General features: G+C 68.7%; 20 protein-coding genes. 11 read left to right on the top strand and 9 right to left on the bottom strand.

Annotation, left to right across the window (positions count from 1 at the left end):
• The first annotated feature begins 55 nt into the window (after positions 1 to 55).
• The 3 genes from ACZ5BU_RS02965 to ACZ5BU_RS02955 all read left to right on the top strand — a co-directional run bounded on the left by ACZ5BU_RS02965 (position 56) and on the right by ACZ5BU_RS02955 (position 3970).
• Entirely contained in the window at positions 56 to 1210 is a 1155-nt protein-coding gene (locus ACZ5BU_RS02965; protein ID WP_465695054.1) for a cystathionine gamma-synthase, read from the top strand.
• Between the two features lie 170 nt (positions 1211 to 1380).
• Positions 1381 to 2748 (top strand): glutamate mutase L, encoded by a 1368-nt coding sequence (locus ACZ5BU_RS02960; protein WP_465695053.1) that lies wholly within the window; start codon positions 1381 to 1383, stop codon positions 2746 to 2748.
• Between the two features lie 22 nt (positions 2749 to 2770).
• The gene (locus ACZ5BU_RS02955; protein WP_465695052.1) at positions 2771 to 3970 is read left to right on the top strand and encodes an AI-2E family transporter; all 1200 of its coding nucleotides are present in this window, start codon (positions 2771 to 2773) and stop codon (positions 3968 to 3970) included.
• A 62-nt stretch (positions 3971 to 4032) separates the two neighbouring features.
• Here the strand turns inward: ACZ5BU_RS02955 and ACZ5BU_RS02950 are convergent, their stop codons facing one another.
• The 6 genes from ACZ5BU_RS02950 to ACZ5BU_RS02925 form a co-directional block, all read right to left on the bottom strand.
• The gene (locus ACZ5BU_RS02950; RefSeq protein WP_465695051.1) at positions 4033 to 4767 is read right to left on the bottom strand and encodes a hypothetical protein; all 735 of its coding nucleotides are present in this window, start codon (positions 4765 to 4767) and stop codon (positions 4033 to 4035) included.
• 10 nt (positions 4768 to 4777) lie between these two features.
• Complete coding sequence (locus ACZ5BU_RS02945; RefSeq protein WP_465695049.1) at positions 4778 to 5359, bottom strand: hypothetical protein; 582 nt, start codon at positions 5357 to 5359, stop codon at positions 4778 to 4780.
• A 170-nt stretch (positions 5360 to 5529) separates the two neighbouring features.
• Positions 5530 to 5838: a hypothetical protein gene (locus tag ACZ5BU_RS02940; RefSeq protein ID WP_465695048.1), complete on the bottom strand. Its 309-nt coding sequence runs from the start codon at positions 5836 to 5838 to the stop codon at positions 5530 to 5532.
• Complete coding sequence (locus ACZ5BU_RS02935; RefSeq protein ID WP_465695047.1) at positions 5835 to 6428, bottom strand: hypothetical protein; 594 nt, start codon at positions 6426 to 6428, stop codon at positions 5835 to 5837. The genes ACZ5BU_RS02940 and ACZ5BU_RS02935 overlap by 4 nt, the downstream gene beginning before the upstream one ends.
• A 173-nt stretch (positions 6429 to 6601) precedes the next feature.
• Positions 6602 to 8209 carry an MDR family MFS transporter gene (locus ACZ5BU_RS02930; protein ID WP_465695046.1) on the bottom strand — a complete coding sequence of 536 codons (1608 nt, stop codon included), beginning with the start codon at positions 8207 to 8209 and terminating at the stop codon, positions 6602 to 6604.
• On the bottom strand, positions 8206 to 8811 hold the full coding sequence (locus tag ACZ5BU_RS02925) for a MarR family winged helix-turn-helix transcriptional regulator (protein ID WP_465695045.1): 606 nt from the start codon (positions 8809 to 8811) through the stop codon (positions 8206 to 8208). Before ACZ5BU_RS02925 ends, ACZ5BU_RS02930 begins: the two co-directional genes overlap by 4 nt.
• A gap of 154 nt (positions 8812 to 8965) precedes the next feature.
• Between ACZ5BU_RS02925 and ACZ5BU_RS02920 the strand changes: the two genes are divergently transcribed.
• Positions 8966 to 9694: an SDR family oxidoreductase gene (locus ACZ5BU_RS02920; RefSeq protein ID WP_465695043.1), complete on the top strand. Its 729-nt coding sequence runs from the start codon at positions 8966 to 8968 to the stop codon at positions 9692 to 9694.
• Here the strand turns inward: ACZ5BU_RS02920 and ACZ5BU_RS02915 are convergent.
• Positions 9676 to 11256, bottom strand: a complete 1581-nt coding sequence (locus ACZ5BU_RS02915; RefSeq protein ID WP_465695042.1) for an amidohydrolase family protein — start codon at positions 11254 to 11256, stop codon at positions 9676 to 9678. The two genes, ACZ5BU_RS02920 and ACZ5BU_RS02915, sit on opposite strands and share 19 nt — an antisense overlap.
• Positions 11257 to 11313: 57 nt before the next feature.
• On the opposite strand from ACZ5BU_RS02915, the gene ACZ5BU_RS02910 reads away from it, so the two are divergent.
• The 6 genes from ACZ5BU_RS02910 to ACZ5BU_RS02885 are packed head-to-tail and all read left to right on the top strand — an operon-like array spanning position 11314 to position 16824.
• Complete coding sequence (locus ACZ5BU_RS02910; RefSeq protein ID WP_465695040.1) at positions 11314 to 12111, top strand: MerR family transcriptional regulator; 798 nt, start codon at positions 11314 to 11316, stop codon at positions 12109 to 12111.
• Positions 12112 to 12121: 10 nt separating this feature from the next.
• Positions 12122 to 13060 (top strand): ABC transporter ATP-binding protein, encoded by a 939-nt coding sequence (locus ACZ5BU_RS02905; RefSeq protein WP_465695039.1) that lies wholly within the window; start codon positions 12122 to 12124, stop codon positions 13058 to 13060.
• A 1-nt stretch (position 13061) separates the two neighbouring features.
• A complete protein-coding gene (locus ACZ5BU_RS02900; RefSeq protein WP_465695038.1) occupies positions 13062 to 13844 on the top strand; it encodes an ABC transporter permease in 783 nt (260 codons plus the stop codon).
• On the top strand, positions 13844 to 14647 hold the full coding sequence (locus tag ACZ5BU_RS02895; RefSeq protein WP_465695036.1) for an ABC transporter permease: 804 nt from the start codon (positions 13844 to 13846) through the stop codon (positions 14645 to 14647). The genes ACZ5BU_RS02900 and ACZ5BU_RS02895 overlap by 1 nt, the downstream gene beginning before the upstream one ends.
• A gap of 36 nt (positions 14648 to 14683) precedes the next feature.
• Entirely contained in the window at positions 14684 to 15733 is a 1050-nt protein-coding gene (locus ACZ5BU_RS02890; protein WP_465695035.1) for a hypothetical protein, read from the top strand.
• Between the two features lie 56 nt (positions 15734 to 15789).
• Entirely contained in the window at positions 15790 to 16824 is a 1035-nt protein-coding gene (locus ACZ5BU_RS02885) for a hypothetical protein (RefSeq protein WP_465695034.1), read from the top strand.
• Between the two features lie 35 nt (positions 16825 to 16859).
• Here ACZ5BU_RS02885 and ACZ5BU_RS02880 read toward each other — a convergent pair whose 3' ends face one another.
• The gene (locus ACZ5BU_RS02880; protein ID WP_465695032.1) at positions 16860 to 17975 is read right to left on the bottom strand and encodes an aminoglycoside phosphotransferase family protein; all 1116 of its coding nucleotides are present in this window, start codon (positions 17973 to 17975) and stop codon (positions 16860 to 16862) included.
• Positions 17976 to 18023: 48 nt separating this feature from the next.
• Positions 18024 to 18479 (bottom strand): MarR family winged helix-turn-helix transcriptional regulator, encoded by a 456-nt coding sequence (locus tag ACZ5BU_RS02875; RefSeq protein ID WP_465695031.1) that lies wholly within the window; start codon positions 18477 to 18479, stop codon positions 18024 to 18026.
• 118 nt (positions 18480 to 18597) lie between these two features.
• Between ACZ5BU_RS02875 and ACZ5BU_RS02870 the strand changes: the two genes are divergently transcribed.
• Positions 18598 to 20061 carry an MFS transporter gene (locus ACZ5BU_RS02870; RefSeq protein WP_465695029.1) on the top strand — a complete coding sequence of 488 codons (1464 nt, stop codon included), beginning with the start codon at positions 18598 to 18600 and terminating at the stop codon, positions 20059 to 20061.
• Positions 20062 to 20134 lie beyond the last annotated feature (73 nt).

The raw sequence follows: 20134 nt of genomic DNA, 5'->3' as shown, positions 1-20134 counted from the left end.
CGCGGGCTGTGGACGGGCGTGCGGGCTCCAGCAGACCAGGCCGTACGCTGGTTCGGTGAACAAGGAACACCAGTACGGTTTCGAGACACTTGCCATCCACGCCGGGAACGAGCCGGACCCGACGACCGGGGCGGTGGTCCCGCCGATCTACGCGACCAGCACCTACAAGCAGGACGGCGTCGGCGGGCTGCGCAACGGTTACGAGTACTCCCGGTCGGCGAACCCGACCCGGACGGCGCTGGAGGAGTGTCTGGCCGCGATCGAGGCCGGTACGCGCGGCTTCGCGTTCGCCAGCGGCCTGGCCGCGGAGGACACGCTGATCCGGTCGGTGTGCGCGCCCGGCGACCACGTGGTGTTCCCGGACGACGCGTACGGGGGCACGTTCCGGCTGTTCTCCCGGGTGCTGAGCAACTGGGGCGTCGAGATGACCCCCGCCGCGGTCACCCACCCGGAGGCGATCCGGGCCGCGATCCAGCCGGGCAAGACCAAGGTGGTCTGGCTGGAGACCCCGACGAACCCGCTGCTGAACGTCGCGGACATCGCGATCGTCGCGCAGATCGCGCACGACGCCGGCGCGCTGCTCGTGGTCGACAACACCTTCGCCTCCGCGTATCTGCAGCAGCCGCTCGAGCTCGGTGCGGACGTGGTCGTGCACTCGACGACCAAGTACATGGGTGGCCACTCCGACGTGGTCGGCGGTGCTCTGATCGTGCGGGACGCCGAGCTCGCGGACAAGATCGCCTTCCACCAGAACGCGATCGGTGCGGTCGCCGGCCCGTTCGACTCGTGGCTGGTGCTGCGCGGCATCAAGACTCTCGGCGTACGGATGGACCGGCACAGCGACAACGCCGAGAAGGTCGTCGAGTTCCTCCAGCGGCACAAGTCCGTCAGCCAGGTGCTGTACCCGGGGATCGACGGGCACCCGGGCCACGAGACCGCCGCGAAGCAGATGAAGCGGTACGGCGGCATCGTGAGCTTCCGCGTCGCCGGCGGCGAGGCGCAGGCGCTGGACATCTGCAACAAGGCCGAGGTCTTCACCCTGGGCGAGTCCCTCGGCGGCGTCGAGTCGCTGATCGAACACCCCGGCAAGATGACCCACGCCTCGGTCGCCGGTACGCCGCTGGAGGTCCCCGCCGACCTGATCCGCCTGAGCGTCGGCATCGAAACCGCAGACGACCTCCTCCAGGACCTGGAACGCGCCCTCGGCTGACCTCCACCCATCGTCCCGGCGAGTTTGCTGGGTCAGCCAGCCGAATGTGGGGTTCCTGACCCTGAGTGCCGGTCACAAACCCCCAACCTGGCTGGTGTGCCCAGCAAATCTGGGTGGGTGGGTGAGGGCTGGATGGGGAGCGGTTGGGTCGATCGAGAGGCGGGGTGTGTGTGAGTCTCGTGGTGGCGGTCGACTTCGGGTCGACCTTCACGAAGGCGGTCGCGGTGGATTCCGGTTCGGGCGAGCTCGTCGCCCGGGCCGAGCACCGGACGACGATCGGGACCGACGTGATGGACGGGTGGCACGCGTGCCGGGCCGTGCTCGAAGAGGCTGATCGTGGGGTGCGGGACGCTGAGGTGCTGGCTTGTTCCAGTGCGGGTGGCGGGCTGCGGATCGGTGTCGTGGGCAACGAAGAGCTGGTCACCGCGGAAGCGGGCAAGCGGGTCGCGTTGTCGAGCGGCGGCCGCGTCGTCGCGGTCGTCAGCGGCGGCCTGACCGCGACCGGCCAGAAGGAACTGCGCAAGGACCGCCCGGACGTGGTTCTGCTGCTCGGCGGCACCGACGGCGGCAACTCCGCCGTACTGCTCAACGCTGCCGAGACGCTGGCGAAGTACAGGTGGCGGAAACCGGTCGTTGTCGCGGGCAACGTCGACGCGCGGAACGAGATCGCCGAGACGCTGACGGCGGCCGCCGTACCGCATGTGCTGGCGGACAACGTCGTACCGGAGATCGGGGTGTTCGCGCCGGACAGCGCCCGGGCGGCGATCCGGGAGATGTTCCTGCAGCACGTGATCGGCGGGAAGAACCTATCCCGGGATCCGGCGTTCGCGCGGATGGTCCGCGCCGCGACGCCGGACGTCGTACTGCGGGGCGTCGAGGTGCTCGCCGGTCTGCACGGGGACGTCGCGGTGGTGGACATCGGCGGCGCGACCACCGACGTGCACTCGGTGATCGAGCTCGACCCGGAGGACGCGAACCTCGGGCGCGAGGTAGTCGCCACGCATCCGGTCACCCGTACCGTCGAAGGCGATCTCGGCATGCGCTGGAGCGCGGTACCTGTGGTGGCCGCGGGCCTCGAGGCCGGACTGGTGGACGACCGCGAGCTCCAGGCTGCCGCCGAGCGGCGGCACGCGGATCCGCCGTACCTGCCGGACAACGAGCAGGAGAGCCGGTACGACGAGACGCTCGCGAGCGTGGCCGCCACCGTCGCGCTCCGGCGGCACGCGGGACGGCAGCGGATCGTGTTCGGGCCCGGCGGGCGGGTGATCGAACGATCCGGCAAGGACCTGCGCGAGGTCGACCTGCTGGTCGGTTCCGGGGGAGTACTGCGGCACAACCCGCCCGAGGTGGCATCGCGGATCCTCGGCGCGATCGGGACGAACGCCCAGGAGGAAGGCTGGCTGGTACCGCAGCGCGCCGAGGTGTGCGTCGACGCGGACTACGTACTCGCAGCCGTCGGGCTGCTCGCCGACGACGACCCGAAAGCCGCGGAGGGTCTCGCGTCCCATATTCATGGATCGGGTCTCCCCGGGCACTAGTCTCATGACCCAGGGAGGCCGCATGAGCGATGTCGGGCGGGACGAGAACACCGAGACCGAGGAGAGCCCGGTCGCGGACAACGAAGTGCTGGACGAGGTCAGCGAGTCCGCGGCAGCACCTGGGCCGGTGAGGGTCGACCACGGGGTGACGCCGGCGATGGAGATCGCGAGCGCGTGGGCGTGGCGATTCCTGGTGATCGTGGCGGCCGTCGGTGTGATTGGGTACGCGATGCGCTACCTGTCCGAGGTCTTCGTACCGGTGACCGTCGGCGTACTGCTCACCGCGCTGCTGGTACCGATCACGAACGGCCTGCAGAGGCTCCGTCTTCCGCGCGGTCCCGCGGCGGGTCTCACGGTGATTTCGACGATCGTCGTGGTCGCCGGCCTGCTGACACTGGTCGGAACGCAGATCGCGGGACAGTTCGAGGACCTGTCCAACCAGGTCGGCGAAGGTGTGCAGAAGCTGCGGGACCTTGCCCGGATCAACTTCGGTCTGACCGACGCGGACATCTCCAACCTCTTCAAGCAGATCCAGAAGCAGTTCACCTCCGGCGGCGCGATCGGTCAGCAGGCGGCAGCGGTCGGTACGACGGCAACCCATGTGGTGGCCGGGCTGTTCATCTCGCTGTTCTGCCTGTTCTTCTTCCTGTACCAGGGCGAGCAGATCTGGTCGTGGCTGGTGCGGCTGTTCCCGCGGCGTGCCCGCGACAAGACGGACTCGTCCGGGCGGAAGGCGTGGGTGTCGCTGACGGCGTTCGTCCGCGCCACGGTTATCGTCGCCTCGGTCGACGCGATCGGGATCTCCCTCGGCGCCGCGATCCTCGGGCTGCCCCTGGTCAGCGCGATCGGCATTCTGGTATTCGTCAGTTCCTTCATCCCGGTGGTCGGCGCGCTGGTCAGCGGCGTCGTCGCGGTCCTCGTCGCACTCGTTGCCAAAGGCCCCTTCATCGCGATCGTGATGCTGGCGGTCGTGATCGGCGTGCAGCAACTGGAGGCGCACGTCCTGCAGCCGTTCCTGCTCGGCCGGGCCGTCAGCGTCCATCCGCTCGCGGTCATCCTCGCCATCGCCACCGGCGTCGTCATCGCCGGCATCGTCGGCGCCCTGGTAGCCGTCCCGACAGCCGCCGTCCTCAACGCGATCGTCAACCACCTGGCCGGCAACGACGTAGATCCCGAGCCCCCGAGATCCCGGCGCCGCGCCCAACCAAGCCCGACCGACTGAACGAAACCGGCCGCCCTTCGCATTCGCGAGGACGGCCGGTTTCGTAGTGCTCGGGAAACAACTCAGCGCTGAACCTCGTTGTTGTTCTGCTTGGTGACGTTGGCGCCAGTCTGCTGCTGGGCGCCGTGCTCGGCGGACTCCTGACCAGTGGCGGCCGAGGTCGAAACGGCCTGTGCCGCCGGCGCCTGCGCGGTGCCGAAGTTGATGTTGTTCTTGTCGATCTGCGCCTGAAGGGCGCTCATCAGGTTCTGGGTAGCAGCCGCGTACTCCTCCGGAGTCTGTGCCGCGAGCATGGCAAGGGCGCGGTCGCCCAGATCGAGCCGGTCCTGCGCAGACACCCGCGGCGAGTTCGGGTTCCTCCGGTCCTCGGTGAAGGCTACCCGGCCGGCCTCGGCCGCAGCAGTCGTTCGGCTCCATTTATCCTGGACCCAGCGTCCGAGCCTGCTGTTCGCGATACTGCGTCCGGTCGCGGCGAGTCCCCGCTCGCCGGCGTCAACGGCGTTGTTGAACGTCTGGCGCGGGTTCGTTGCGGCGGTCCACGTGGCGCGCCCCGCCGTGCCGAGTGCCTTACCGGTAGCCGCGCCCGCATCGACGGCAGCGATGCCGGCGAGCCGGGCCCGGATACCCGGCTGCGAGTTCCACGCCTCCTGAGCCGTCTTCACGGTCGCGTTGTACATGCGCTTCAACCGCGGCTGATGGTTGAGCATCTTGTCGAAGTTGGCCCGCTGCTGAGGGTTCATCTCGGCCCGGAGCGCGTCCAGCCTCGGGGTGGCGGGCGGAGCTGAGGTGTCTGACATATCTGGACTCCTAGTTGATGTAAACCGCGTAGTTGACACAGACGGCCTCGGTCAGCGGCTCCGCTGTCGGCCTGTCACTGAAGAGGCGGAGCTCCGCGCCCGGCCGCACCCAAACGGCCAGATGGCGCTTGTCGGCAGCAGCTCCGGGGGCCCAGGCGTCATCGAAGTCCGGGTCGTTGTAGTCGCCTACGTAGGTCGGCTCACCGAAGTGCTTGCGAGCCAGCTCGAGGTGATCGGGCCAGTGCGCGTCCAGACCGGCCTCGGCATCGGCCAGGTCGTTCGGACCGATCTCGTACGCCGACCAGCCGGAGTTGCGGGCATCCGCGAACGCCATTCCGTCGTACACCATGATCGTGCTGCCGCGCGGGGTGCTGAATCCCCAGCCGGCGCTGTGCGGGCCGACGTCGTCGGGCCTCGTGAGCGGCCAGGGCGTCCAGTCGGTCACCGCGGTGACCCGCTCGACGATGCCCTTGATGGTGGCCGGACCGGTGCTGTCCGAGTCCGGACCGGCGATCGGGGTCCAGTCGGTGATCGCGGCGAGATCTGCCAGCGCCAGGTCGTCCTCCTGGAGCGGCCTGTCCTGCGTTTTCATTCGGGGCTCGTTCCTTCCATCGCTGCTCAAGCCGTCGTCGGCCAGCGTAGATTGCCGTCAGGGTCAAGATCCACGGCCTTCCGGCCGCCTGTGGACAACTGCTCCGGCTCCGGAATGGTCTACTCCGGCAGCCGGTTCTCGGCGTGGGGTGGCGTACCGAGTGGACCGCTTCAGCGGCCGTCGCGGCCGGCTGGGCGGTCGCGGCCGGACGAGGGTTTGGCGGCGTCGGGACGGGCGCCGGCGTCGCCGACCGCGCGAGTCGGGCCGGCCGGGTTCCGGCCGGCCCGGAAGTTTGGGTCCGTGGCGGGGTTCTCGGGGAGGGCTGCCCGGACGGTGCGGGCGCCTTCGGCAAGGCGGTGTGGGGCCACGGTGCTGTTCTCGCCGGTGCCTGGACGCTGGTCGCTGTTGGCGATCCTGTCGTCGCGAAGTTGCTCGCGGGCATGGCGAAGGGCGGTCAGCTCTGGGGCGGCTTGGGTCATGTCCCCTCCTCGTTGAGGTACACCACGTAGTTGATGCCAACCGCTGTGGACAACGGGCGGGCGGTCGGCTTGTTGCTGTACAGGTGGATCTCCGCGCCCGGTGGCGTCCAGACGGCCAGGTGCCGGCGTCCGATGCCGGCACCGGGTGCCCAGTCGTCCTCGAACCCGGTCTTGCTCTCCACTCCGACGTACGAAGGCTGTCCCCAGTGCCGGCAGGCGAGGTCGAATTTCTCCGGCCAGTGCTCGTCCAGCCCTGCGGCCGCCTCGGCGACGTCGCCGGGCTCGATCGCGAACGCGACCCAGCCGCTGAACGGGCTGTGCGGCAGGATCTGGTCGTCGTACACGGCGAGCTCGGTGTTCCGCTTGGTCAGGAAGCCCCAGCCGTCGAGCTGGTCGTCGATCACGGTCCGGCGGTCGATCGGCCACGGCTTCCAGTTGGTCGCCGACTTCACCCGCTTGATCAGCCGGCGTACCGGAACGGGGCCGGTCAGGCCCGCCTGGGGTCCGCCCAGGCGTCGCCAGTCGCGCACCTCGGCGATGTCGGCCATCGCGCGGTCGTCGTCGTCCAGCGGCCGGTCAAGTGTCTTCATCCGTGCGGCAGTCCTGTCGTTAGGTACGTGACGAAACTAAGTCCCAGGGAGGGTCAGCCGGCCGTCCGGATGGTGTACAGGAGTCGAACAGCCGCCCTGGAAAGCTTTCCAGGGCGGCTGTCGGGTAGGTCAACCGAGGTTTGGTATCGGTTCGGTCAAGCGATCAGCGCAGGTCAGTGCATGGCCGCCGCGGCCGAGGCCTCGACCGACTCCTCGCCCTCGGCCTTCGGGGCGTCGTTGCGGCCGGCCAGCCGCTGCTCCGGGGTGATGATCGCCAGGACCAGCGCGATCGCCAGGAACGGCAGCGAGACCAGGAACACGTCGTCCATCGCGTCGACGAGACCGTGCAGGGCGAAGCCCTTCAGCGGCTCCTTCAGCGAGTGCAGGGCCTGGACGCTGTTGGCCGCCTTGGCCAGTCCCTCGACCATCGAGTGGGTGGCGTTCGGGATGATGTCGCCCAGGTGGACCTTCAGCCGGCTGGTCAGTACGGCGCCGTAGACCGCCGTACCGATCGCGCCGCCCATCGAGCGGAAGAACGTCATCGTGGAGGTCGCGCTACCCATGTGCTGCCGGGGAACGCTGTTCTGCGCGGCGGTGACGGTGATCTGCATCGACAGACCCAGACCGGCGCCCATCACGAACATGTAGATCGCGAGCTGCCAGTACGGCGTGCTCAGGCCCAGCGTGGACAGCAGCACCATCGCGCCGGCGACCAGGACCGCGGAGATGATCGGGAAGTGCTTGTACCGGCCGCTCTTGCTCATCATCTGGCCGCTCGGGATCGAGGCGGAGAAGATACCGACGATCATCGGCAGCAACGCCAGGCCGGAGCGGGTCGGCGACAGGTCCTTGACCGCCTGCAGGTACAGCGGCAGGAAGATCAGCGCACCGAACATCGCGAAGCCGAGCAGGAACGCGAACCCGGCGTACCCGGAGAAGATCCGGCCCTTGAACAGGTCCATCGGGATGATCGGCTCGGCCACTCGCAGCTCGATGACGACGAACGCGACGGCCAGTACGACGGCCGCGACCAGCAGGCCGATCGTGGTGCCGGTGCCCCAGCCGTTGGTCGGACCGCTCCAGGAGATGGCCAGCAGCAACGAGGTGACCGCGGCAGCGATCGTCGTGGCGCCCAGGTAGTCGATCTTGTGCGAGCGCTTCACGTGCGGCAGCCGGAGCACGGCGGCGACGATGCCGAGGGCAACCAGGCCGATCGGCAGGTTGATCCAGAAGATCCAGCGCCAGCCGGGACCGTCGGTGAGCAGACCGCCGAGCAGCGGGCCGGCCACCGAGGAGAGGCCGAAGACGGCGCCGAAGTACCCCATGTACTTACCGCGCTCGCGCGGCGGGATCACGTCGCCGATGGTGGCGAACGCGAGCGACATCAGACCGCCGGCGCCCAGACCCTGGACGGCGCGGAAGCCGATCAGCTGCTCGATGTTCTGCGACAGCGCGGACAGCACCGAGCCGCCGAGGAAGGTGACGATCGCCGCGATGAACAGCGGGCGGCGGCCGTACAGGTCGGAGATCTTGCCCCACAGGGGGGTCGAGGCGGTCGACGTCAGCAGGTACGCCGTGACCACCCAGGACAGCTTGTCGAGGCTGTTGAACTCGCTGACGATGCGCGGAAGGGCCGTACCCACGATGCTCTGGTCGAGCGCAGCCAGGAACATCCCGGCCATCAGGCCGCCGAGAATCACCAGGATCTGCTTGTGGGACAGGTAGCTGGGACCGCTATCAGGCGCAGCGCCGCCGGCGGTGGCAGGCTCTGTGGTGCTCATTTGGTGCTCTCCAGGTTCTTGTCGGTGTTCTTGCGGGGGGCGGGATCGCCGCCGGCCGCGAAGTCTTGGTCTGTACTGCGCTCTGCCCGGGCGGGCTGGTGCAGCCGCGGTGCGACCGCGGCCCACCCCTTGTCGGCCCAGGCGGCGCTGCTCGGGGCTTCGGTGAGGGCGGCGACGCCGTCCGCGAAACGGGTCATCAGCCGCTCGAAGGTCTGCACGTCCTCCTCGGACCAGCCCTCCATCGCGGCGCTCAGCAGCTCCATCCGGCGCCGGGCGCTGGTTTCCCATTGCTCGACGCCCTGCTCGGTCAGCTCGACCCGGAAGGCCCGGCCGTCGTCGGGGTCGGGGGAGCGCCGGACCAGGCCGAGCTGCTCCAGGGACCGGACGTGCCGGCTGGTGGTCGAGGCGTCGAGCTCCAGCCGGGCGGCCAGATCGGACAGCCGCAGTGCGCCGTTGCACCGCAGGGCGAACAGCACGACGTGCGCGCTGTGGTCGATCGTGTCGCCGGGTTGCTTGGCCTTCAGCCGGCGCCCGATCCGGGTGAACGCGTGCATCACACCCTCGATCGGGGTCTGTGGAGCGTACGCGTCATTTACTTGCATGCTGCAAGCATATACATGCTTGCGTGATACACGCAAATGAGTTTCCAGATTATTCAAGTGAGCCGCCACTCATTTGCTCTCGGTCGTCATCTCATCACTCTCCGTGCTGGGGGAGAATCTGTCCCATGCTTTCGACGGCGGAAGGGTGCGTTCTGTGACGCGGGTTGCGGTGGTGACCGGAGGCGGGTCGGGGCTGGGCCGGGAGATGGCGCTGGCGCTGGCTCAGGCGGGGTTTCAGGTGTGGGTGACGGGGCGGACCGAGGAGAAGCTGAAGGAGACCGTTGCTCTCGGTGGAGAACAGGTGCGGTATGCCGTGCTGGATGTGGCTGACGGTGGGGCGGTGCGCGAGTTCTTTGCGGGGCTCGAGCGGGTTGACGTCTTGGTCAACAACGCTGGGACCGGGTCGCCGGCGGCTGGGGTGGAGGACGTTAAGGAGGAGGACTGGCGGCGGGTGGTGGACACCAACCTGACCGGGTCGTTCCTTTGTGCACAGGCGGCGTACGACCTGATGTTGCGGCAGGAGCCGAAGGGTGGGCGGATCATCAACAACGGGTCGATCTCGGCGCACGTGCCGCGGCCGCAGGGAATCGCGTACACGGCGAGCAAGCATGCGATCAGCGGGTTGACGAAGGGGCTCGAGCTGGAGGGGCGGGCGCACGGGATCACGGCGTGCCAGATCGACATCGGGAACGCCGCGACCGCGATGACCGCCCGGATGGAGCAGGGGGTGCTCCAGCCGGACGGATCGATCGCGGTCGAGCCGACGTTCGATCCGAGGATCGTCGCGGACTTCGTGGTCCGGATCGCCGAGCTGCCGACGTCGGTCGCGGTACCGACGCTGACCGTGATGGCGGCGGGCATGCCTTATGTGGGCAGAGGCTGACGGGACAGGTCGATGTCGATGACGTCGTACCACTGACCTGCCGCGGGTTGTTCGCGTAGCGGGTCCTTCCAGCGCAGCCGGACGCGGTCCGGCTGCGCTTCCATCAGTACTGCCTCTTCCCAGTCCGGCCCGTCCGTCCGCGCCCACCAGGTCTCGGTGAGGCTCGCCAGCCCTTCCTTCTCCAGTACGTCGACAGCAGCGTCCCTGTCACTCGCAGGACCGAGGGCTGCACCGAAGACGGTCGTCGGCAACCACCCGCCGGCCACGGGCACCACGCGACCCAGCAGCTCACCGTCCTCGCGCACCACGTCCTCTGGCGACGGCAGCCCGGGCCACAGCTTCTTCAGCGTGCTGACGATCCGCTCTGTGGTCTCACCGAGGAAGCGGATGGTCGCCAGCTCCGTCGCAGTGCCTGCGTACCCGGCCGGAGCCTCTCCGCCGACCCAGACTTTCAGAATCCGTTGTGTGGCAGCGATATCGACCAGCGGATCCCCCTCTACCAGCAGAAGGTCCGCACGAGCACCTACCGTCAGTCGCCCACGGTCAGTCAGCTTGAACACCTCGGCAGGAGCATTGGTCGCAGCAACGAGCGCCTCCGCCGGACTGAGGCCGGCACGCACCAGGTGAACCAGCTCGTTGTGCAGCGAAGCCCCGAACACCAGCCCTGGGTTAGGCGCGTCAGTCCCAGCAAGAACCCGTACGCCGGCCCGCAGCAACGCCAGGGTGTTCGCCCGAGCCCCTGCGCCGTCAGGTGGCTGCGGTGGCATCCAGCGACGTGACTGTGCGTCCAGTACGCGCCGCCAGCGTGCAGGCATCCGTGCCATCAGCTCCGGCTCGTCCAGCAACGGCAGGCGACCGGACGGCCCGTTGAACCCGTCGACGATGCCCAGCGTCGCAATGACGGCCACACCGGCAACAGCCTCGATGTCCGCAGGAGACATGAGGTTCGACGGTGCGTGCGCCAGTACGTCGACTCCGCACTCAACCACCTCGACGGCAGCAGCAGCGGTCGACACGTGTGCGACGACCGTCAGCCCGTGAGCATGTGCCTCGGAGGTCAGCGCCTGGACCGTCTGCAAGTCCAGTGTCGGCATGCGCATCCCAGCGCCGGCGCCGTCGTCGTAGATCAGCTTCAGGTGGTCGGCGCCCTCGGCGATCCGGTCCGCGACGAACTGCTTCGCGTCATCAGGCCCTGTCACGTAAGGAAGCGGTGGGAACGCGATCGACGGGTGCCCGCCCGGCGCCGTCGCCCCGATGCTCGACGCGAAGAAAGCTGACCGTGGCGTCTCCGCGCCGATCACCTCGGGCATGCTGAACATGTCGAGCTGCGTCGTCACGCCGTACTTCGCGGCCAGTCGCGTACTACCCGGCGCGAGGTGGACGTGTGCGTCGATCAGCCCGGGGAGAAGAGTCGTACCGGTGCCGTCGACGAGTACGTCGTCCGGCCGCGCGATGTCCGGGCCGCCGATCGCCACGATGCGACCGTCCGCGACCCGCAGACAGTCCGCGGGCAGCGCCGTACCCCGGTCGACCAGCCGGGTGTGCAGGATCGTGAATGCCATGCCGCGGACGCTAAGGGGTGACGTAACGTCAGACTCAACCCGATTGCCGGAGGTGTTGTGGAACGTACGGTCAGCGAGGTCGCCCGGCTCGCCGGTGTCTCGGTCCGGACGCTGCGGCACTACGACGCGATCGGGCTGCTCCCGCCCGGCCGGGTCGCGCCGAACGGATACCGGTACTACGGACGTCCCGAGCTGCTCCGGCTGCAGCGGATCCTGCTGCTCCGGGAGCTCGGCGTACCGCTGCCGTCGATCGCGCGGATCCTGGCCGAGCAGGACGACGAGGTGGTCGCACTGCAGGGGCATCGGGAGCAGTTGCTGGCGGAGCGGAAGCGGTTGGACGACATGCTCGGGGCGGTCGAGCGGACGATCGCCGGGCTGTCCGGGGACGCCGGCGTCGCGGACGAGGAGTTCTTCGTGGGGTTGAGCGATGCGCGGGCCCGGCTTCGTGTGGATCTCGCCGAGCGGTACGGGGCGGCGGCCGCGGAAGGTTTCGAGAAGGCGGTGCGCGAGGCCGACGGGTGGACACGGGAGGACTACGAACGGCTGGGGGACGAAGGGCGCCGCCTCTTGTTGCGGATGGCATCCGCCCGGGACCGTGGTGTCAGCCCGGACTCCAAGGAAGGACTGGAGTTGATCGAGCAGCACTATCTGGGGGTGCTCGAGGTTTGGCCGGCCACGCCGACCACCTATTACGGGCTGGCGGATCTGCTGGTGGAGAACGCGGACCAGCGGGCGATCGTCGCGATGGTCGACGCGGAGTTGCCGGAATGGCTGGCGGCCGGTGTGCGGGCCTACGCGGTGCAGCGGCTCGGGTACGTCGTCAACGAACAGGAAACTGTCCGACGCTCCGTCTAGTGTCGGGTGGGTGAGCGATTCTCTGGTGCACGTCCGTGGCCTGCGGAAGTCGTACGGCGCCTTCGAAGCGGTCCGCGGGATCGACCTGGACGTGTGGCGCGGCGAGGCGTTCGGGTTCCTCGGGCCGAACGGCGCGGGCAAGTCCTCGACGATGCGGATGATCGGCGCGGTCTCCCCGACCAGCGGCGGCACGCTCCGGATCCTCGGGATGGACCCGGCCACCGACGGCCCCGCGATCCGCGGCCGGCTCGGCGTCTGCCCGCAGGACGACACGCTCGACACGGAGCTGTCCGTCCGGGAGAACCTGACCATCTACGGGCGGTACTTCGGCCTCAGTCGCGCGGAGTGCCGGCTGCGCGCCGACGAGCTGCTCGAGTTCGTCGCGCTCACCGACAAGGCGAAGGTCAAGGTCGACGAACTGTCCGGCGGGATGAAGCGCCGGCTGACGATCGCGCGCTCGCTGGTCAGCAAGCCGGACCTGTTGCTGCTCGACGAGCCGACCACCGGCCTCGATCCACAGGCACGGCATCTGCTCTGGGACAAGCTGTTCCGGCTCAAACAGGCCGGCGTCACGCTGATCATCACCACCCACTACATGGACGAGGCCGAGCAGCTGTGCGACCGGCTCGTGGTGATGGACGGCGGGCTGATCGCGGCCGAGGGATCGCCGGCCGACCTGATCCGGGACTACTCGACCCGTGAGGTGACCGAGCTGCGGTTCGGGCCGGACGTGATGCTCGCCGACCACGACGCGTTGGCCGGCAAGGTCGAGGACCTGGCCCAGCGAATCGAGGTGCTGCCGGACCGCCTGCTGCTCTACACCGACGACGGTGAGCGTGCGGTCGCCCAGGTGCACGAGCGCGGCCTCGAGCCGGCCGCGGTGCTGGTACGACGCTCCACCCTGGAGGACGTCTTCCTCCGGCTGACCGGCCGGACGTTGGTGGACTGACATGGCTGTTGCTGTGGAGAACGGTCGGCGGATGTTCGACTACTGGCTGACCGTCTACAAGCGGACCTGGAAGGGCACGATGATCAGCAGCTTCCTGCTGCCGATGCTCTACCTGGCCGCGATGGGGATCGGGCTCGGATCGTTCGTCGACAGCAACGGGACCGGCGCGCTCGGCGGCGTCAGCTACCTGCAGTTCATCGCGCCGGGGCTGCTGGCCTCGACCGCGCTGCAGATCGCGGTCGGCGAGGCGACGTACCCGGTGATGAGTGGGCTGAAGTGGCAGAAGTTCTACCACTCGATGATCGCGACCCCGCTGCGGCCGGCGGACGTGGTCTACGGGCAGCTGGCATTCATCGCGTTCCGGGTGCTGAGCTCGTGCACGGTGTTCCTGATCGTCATCGCGGTGTTCGGCGGGCTGCGGTCGCCGCTCGGGATCCTCGGGTTGCCGGTCGCGCTGCTGGTCGGGATGGCGGTGGCCGGACCGATCGCGGCGTACGCGACGATCCTGGACAACGACTCCGGGTTCGCGATGGTGTTCCGGTTCGGCGTCGTACCGGCGTTCCTGTTCTCCGGGGCGTTCTTCCCGGTGTCGCAGTTGCCGGACTGGATCGAGTGGCTCGCGTACGTGAGTCCGCTCTGGCACGCGGTCGACCTGTCCCGCAACCTGAGCCTCGGCACGGTGAACCCGTGGCTGGCGCTGCTCAACATCGTCTATCTGCTGGCGTGGTTCGTCGCCGGCACCTGGCTGGCCGTCCGCGGCTTCACGAAGAGGCTGATCAGCTGATGGCGACGATTGCTGCGCGGGTGGTGCCCGTGCCCGTCCGGCTCGGTGGGGGACGGCACCTCGTCGAGCGGAACTTCATGCTCTACCGCCGCTCCTGGGTGGTGTTCCTCTCGGGCTTCTTCGAGCCGGTGTTCTACCTGCTGTCGATCGGCGTCGGCGTCGCACACCTGGTCGGCGCGTTCACGCTGTCCGACGGCACGAAGATCGCGTACGCCGCGTTCGTCGCGCCCGCGATGCTCGCCAGTTCGGCGATGAACGGCGCGATCTTCGACTCGACGTACAACATCTTCTTCCGGATGAAGTACGCCAAGCTCTACGACTCGATCCTCGCGACGCCGATGCGGCCGTGGGACGTGGCCACCGGCGAGGTCACCTGGGCGTTGCTGCGCGGGGCGATCTACTCCGCGATGTTCGTCGTGGTGATGCTGATCATGGGGCTGATCTCGTCCTGGTGGGCGCTGCTCGCGTTGCCGGCCTCGGTGCTGATCGGGTTCGCGTTCGCCGGTGCGGGGATGGCGCTGACCACGTTCATGCGCAGCTGGCAGGACTTCGAGTTCGTGCAGCTGGCGATCATGCCGATGTTCCTGTTCTCGGCCACCTTCTACCCTGTCGAGACGTACCCGGACGAGATCCGCTGGCTGGTCGAGCTCACCCCGCTCTACCAGGGCGTCGTCCTCGAGCGTGCGTTCAGCACCGGCACCGTCAGCTGGTTCCTGCTCGTCCACGCGATGTACCTGGCCGCGATGGGAACCTTCGGGATGTACGTCGCCTCCCGCCGCCTCGGCAAGCTCCTGCTCAAGTAGCCGGAACCCGCCACGCACCGGGACCGTCCGACCGGCATGACTGATCTGGTACGGGGGCCCAAGGTCCCGCTGCCCGGTGGGCCACGGCGGTGGGTCGAGGACTCGTTCCGGTTGCTGGTCGAGCACTTCGGGACGGAGCCGTTGCGGCGGCCGGTCGTCCTACCGGCCGAGTTCGTGCCGCCGGGGTACGACGGGTCCGAGGCGGCAGCGCGCGACGTCTGCGCGAGGGTCTGCGAACACCTGGGGATCCCGGTCGAGCGGGTGCACTTCAGCTTCCGGCTGGAGACGGTGACCGAGGCGGCCGAGCTGCTCGGGTCGGCGATGCTCGACGGCTACCTCGACCCCGGACACCCGCTGTCGCAGGGTGCCGCGCCCGGCGATCGCGCTGCGGTCCGGGCCCACTCGGCCAGGTTGGGTACGGCGTCGTTCGAACAGGTCGACCGGATCGTCGAGGCGGAGCTGGCCGACGACGAGGACAACCTGGTGCCGTTCCTGGTCCAGCGGCTCGGTGCCGAAGAGTTCGGCGCGGAGGTGGTGCGGTGCTTGCTCGCGGCATCCGATCCGGGACGTCCCAGTGCGGCGAACAGTGCCGTACAGGCCGGACCGGCGCTCGGGCGGTGGATCGATCTCGGCGCGGAATCCCCTGGTATCGAACCGATTCCCGGGCACTGCGCGGTCCTGCTGCGGTCCGATGTCGCCGCCGATCCGTTGAAGCTGCTCGCCACGTTGTCGCACGAGCTGAGCCACGAGCTGCTGTCGAGACCCGCACCCACATGGTCGACCGGGCCGCTCGAAGAACCGTTGACCGACCTGTGCGCGTTGTTCCACGGGTTCGGTGTCGTCCTCGTCAACGCCGCCGTCGACGAGAACACGCTCGACGACGAATGGGTCCACACCTCCGGCTACCTTGGCGAACACGCAGTAGCCGAGGCGCTCGCGCTGTACCGCTTCCGCCAGCATCAACTGCTCCGCGACGGCCCACTGCTACCGCCTTGGCACCTGGCGCTCGATCCGGAGCCGCGAGTACGTTTCACCGCCCGTCTGGAGGAACTCCTCGGCGGCCCGCCGACTGTGTTGGGTTGGTGATGCAGCTGCAATATTCCTGATGGAACGCGGACCTGAGTGGCCGCGTCAGTTCCGGTATGAATCTGATCGGTGCGTGGCGCCGTCGGCAACGTGATCGCGACCTGCTCTACGGGCCGAAGGTCCTGCTGCCCGGTGGACCCGAGCAGTGGATCGAGGACACGCTGGACTGGCTGATCGGCCGCTTCGGCGTCGAGCCGATGCGCCGCCGCCCGGTGCTGCCCAGCGCCTTCGTCCCGGCCGGGTACGACGGTTCCGAGCAGGCCGCCCGCGAGCTGTGCCTGAAGGTCTGCGCCTGGATGGAGATACCGGACGACCGGATCCGGTTCAGCTTCCGGATGGAGGACGTCCGCGCCGCCGCCCGCAGCGCTGCCGTTCACCGCCTGCACGCCGGGCACCGCGAGCTGCTCGCGGTTTCGGGGCTTCAGGCAACGATGACGCCGGCTGAGGTGAAAGCGCTCGCCGCGTACGAGCCCGAGATCGCCGTGCTTACCGAGCGCGAACTCGCGGCCGAGGTGAAGCGCAGTACGGCGATCCTGCACGAGACCGATCCGGTACGGCGTACCGAACTGATCCAGCAGGCCGAGGCGATCTGGTCGACGCCGGCCGGTAGCGGTTCGCGCGCGGCCTGGCTCGACCTGCGCACCGGCGGCCAGGAGGGTACGGCGGTGATGCTGGCCGCGCTGACCCGGGCCGACCCGGCCGCGGTGGTCGCGGCGACCGCGCACGAGCTCGGTCACGAGGTGCTCTGGGGATACCACCTGATGGAGCGTGGTCGGCCTGACGCCGAGGCGGTGACCGACCTGTTCGCGGTGTTCCACGGCTTCGGGATCTTCCTGGCGAACCAGGCCGTCGAACGAGTGCCCGGGCGACGCTCGATCCGGCAGAGCCTCGGGTACCTGGGGGAGCGTGGCGCGTCGGACGCGCTGGCGGCGTACTCGTTCCGCCGGTACCTGCTGTGGCCCGAGTCGCTCTTCCCGGTGATGCCCACCGAGCTCGACCGCGCGGTACGGATCCGTACGTTCGCCCGCCTCGCGGCCCTGGTGAAGGACGCCGAGATCGACTCGATCCAGGAAGGCGCGCCACTGCGCTGAGTTTCACCGCGGCGCCGGCAGCCCGTACGCCGAGGCTAGCCGTCCTGCATCGCCAGGAGTTTCTCCATCCAGATGGAGCCGCCGCGGAAGAGCGAGTCGAGGGTCGGGCCGGTGACGTGGTCCACCAGGTGCAGGTAGGTGATCGTCTGGTAGAGGGTGCCGAGTTCCTCCGCGAGCGTCAGCGCACGGCGGAGGTCGGCCGGGGTGGCGTACTCCTCCCACTCGGCCAGGTACGCGTCCCGCACCCGCGGGTCCGCCGACAGCGGCGACCGTTCCTCGACGAACGTCACGAGGTCGAGGAACGGATGCGCCAGCGCCACGTCGGTCCAGTCGAACGCGAGCACCTGTCCGTCCCGCACCGCGAGGTTCCGCGGATGCAGATCCCCGTGCAACAAGGTCTCCGGTACGCCGAGGCCGGCCAGCTCGGTAATTGCCTCATGCAACTGTTTCGCCCGCACCGGCAACTCCGCGAGCTGCCTCGGGTCGAGGCGTCGGGTCAACTTGTTCGGCTCGAGCAGCCGGTCGAGCTGTTCGGAGAGTACGGCGAGCCGACGGTCCGCGCAGCTGTAGCCCAGCAGCCGTGAAGGTTCGCCGGCGTAGCTCCGCTGCAGCCGCGCATGGTTGCGTACGGCATCGATCCAGAGGTCCACGTCCCCCGATGCGGCGAGCGGCGTACCGAGGTCCGGCAGCAGCACCCACACGCGTTGCTCGTCGATCGCGATCGGAGCCGGCACCTGACCGGGCCGATCCGCGGACGCGAGCTGCAGGAACCGGGGCTCGTGCGCGAACAGGAACGGCAATGCGTCCGGGTCGGTCGACGCCTGCGAGATCGCCTTGAAATACACGGCTCCGCCAGCAGTCGGGATCCGCAGAACGTTGGACAGACCCCAGGACTTCACCTGCGCCCACGGCCCGGTCGCCTGTACCTGTGACCCGATCCACCGCAGCATCTGGTCGAACGACTCCGGCAGCTCGTCGACCGGGTCCATCAGGTACGTGATCGGGTCCTCGGACACACACGTCCGTACGACGGCCTCGACACCGAACCGTTCCCGCAACGCCCGCAGCACCGGCTCCACGTCGGGGAACCAGAAGTCATCGGACAGCTGGAGCGTGAACACCTGCTGTGCGACGTGTGCCCTGACCTCCATGGACTGAAGCGTATGTTCCCGCCGCAACCGCTTTACGTGGCGAAGGTTTCACTCAGCCAGTGAAGGTACGGGCTCGCAACTCTTCACGAGTGGGGCGTGCAGGCGCTGCGCGAGCACCTTCCGCTGGGTCGGCTGCGCCTCGGTCTGACGCTTCAGGCCTTCGTCGGTCAGCCGGACGTTGATCGCGCGCCGGTCCTCCGGGCACATGTGCCGCTCGACCAGGCCGGCGACCTCGAGGCGGCCGATCACCCGGGACAGCGCGCTCTGGCTGAGGTGCACGGACTTGGCGATCGTCGCCACCTTCGCGGAGTGCTCCGCGAACTCGGCGAGCCGCTCGAGCACCTCGTACTCACTCATGCCCAGCGAATGGCCGGCCTGCAGGGCCCGGTCGAGGGCGCAGGTCAGGTCGGCGTGGCGAGCCAGCAGCTCGCGCCATTCCCTCACGTCAGCACTGGCATCGGCGGTGGTCTCACCAGGTCCACCGCTGACCTTCGTAGCGGTCATGCTGAGGAACATAGCATGCAGACGCAATGAATGCAAACGCATTTAATGCCTAGACATTAGATGCATGCGCATGCAATAGTCTCTTCTCGTGACTACGCAAACCACATCACCTGCCCGCATGACCTGGGACGCGCGCCTCTGGGGGGCCCTCCTGGTGGTCTGCGGTGTGATCTTCCTCGACGGCCTGGACGTCTCCATGGTCGGCATGTCCCTGCCGTCCATCGGCGCCGACCTGGGCGTCTCCCTCGCCTCTCTGCAGTGGGTCGTGACCGGCTACGTGCTCGGGTACGGCGGTCTGCTGCTCCTCGGCGGCCGGACCGCCGACCTGCTCGGCCGGCGCCGGGTCTTCCTGATCGCGCTGGCCGTGTTCGCCGCGGTCTCGATGCTGAGCTCGCTGGCCACGAACCCCGAACTGCTCATCGCCGCGCGGTTCGTCAAGGGCGTCGCCGCCGCGTTCACCGCGCCGGCCGCGCTCTCCATCATCACCACGACCTTCCACGAGGGCCCGGACCGGAACCGTGCCCTCAGCATCTTCACCACCTGCGCCGCCAGCGGCTTCTCGATGGGCCTGATCCTCGGCGGCGCGCTGACCGAGGTCGGCTGGCGCTGGACCTTCCTGATGCCCGGCCCGGTCGCCCTGATCGTGCTGCTGTTCGGCATCAAGCTGATCCCGAACAGCCCGCGGGACGACGCCGCCGGCGGGTACGACGTACCGGGTGCGGTCACCGTCACCGCCGGCATGCTGTCCTTGGTGTACGCCGTCGTCGGTGCGGAACACGCCGGCTGGGTGTCGGTGCAGACCATCGGCCTGTTCGCGCTGGCCGTCGTACTGCTGGCCGGCTTCGTCGCGATCGAGCTGCGTACCAAGCACCCGCTGGTCCGGCTCGGCATCCTGCGGAACGCGTCCCTGCGGCGCGCGAACCTGGCCATCCTGACCGTCTTTGGTTCGTACGTCGCCTTCCAGCTGATCGGCACCATGTACCTGCAGAACCTGCTCGGCTGGTCGTCCTTCCAGACCGCGCTGGGCTTCCTCCCGGCCGGCCTGCTGGTCGCTACGCTGTCCCCGAACGTCGGCAAGATCGTCGACCGGGTCGGCACCGAGAAAATGATCATCATCGCGATGGGGCTGTTCGTCGCCGGGTACGCGCTCTCGCTCCGGATCGGTCCGGAGTCGGCGTACTTCTCGACGGTCTTCCCGACCATCATGCTGCTCGGTCTCGGGTTCGCGCTCGGGTTCCCGTCGCTGAACATCCAGGCCGTGTCCGGGGTCCCGGACCACGAGCAGGGGCTGGCGTCGGGGCTGTTCAACACCTCGAACCAGGTCGGCGGCGCGGTCGTGCTGGCGATCGTGACCGCGGTGATCAGCGGTCAGACCGAAGGTGTCACCGGATCGGCCGGCGTGCTCTCGGCGTACAAGTCGGGGCTCGCGGTCGTGACGGGGATCGCCGCGCTCGGTCTGGTCATCGCGCTGACCGGTCTGCGGGGCCTCCGGGCCCGGCGGGCGGCGGAGGACGCTGAGGCGGCCGAGCTGGCCGCCGTACAGAACGAGCTGGCGGAAGAGGAGATGACGCCGGCAGCGTGACAACAACCAGCCCGTTGCGGGCTGTGCGGTGATAGAGAGCGGACGGTGCGGACTCCTTCGGGGGTCCGCACCA

The sequence above is a fragment of the Kribbella sp. NPDC031520 genome, assembly GCF_055580825.1.
Note: the sequence above shows the minus strand (reverse complement) of the source record. Positions and strands in the feature narration are given on the sequence as shown.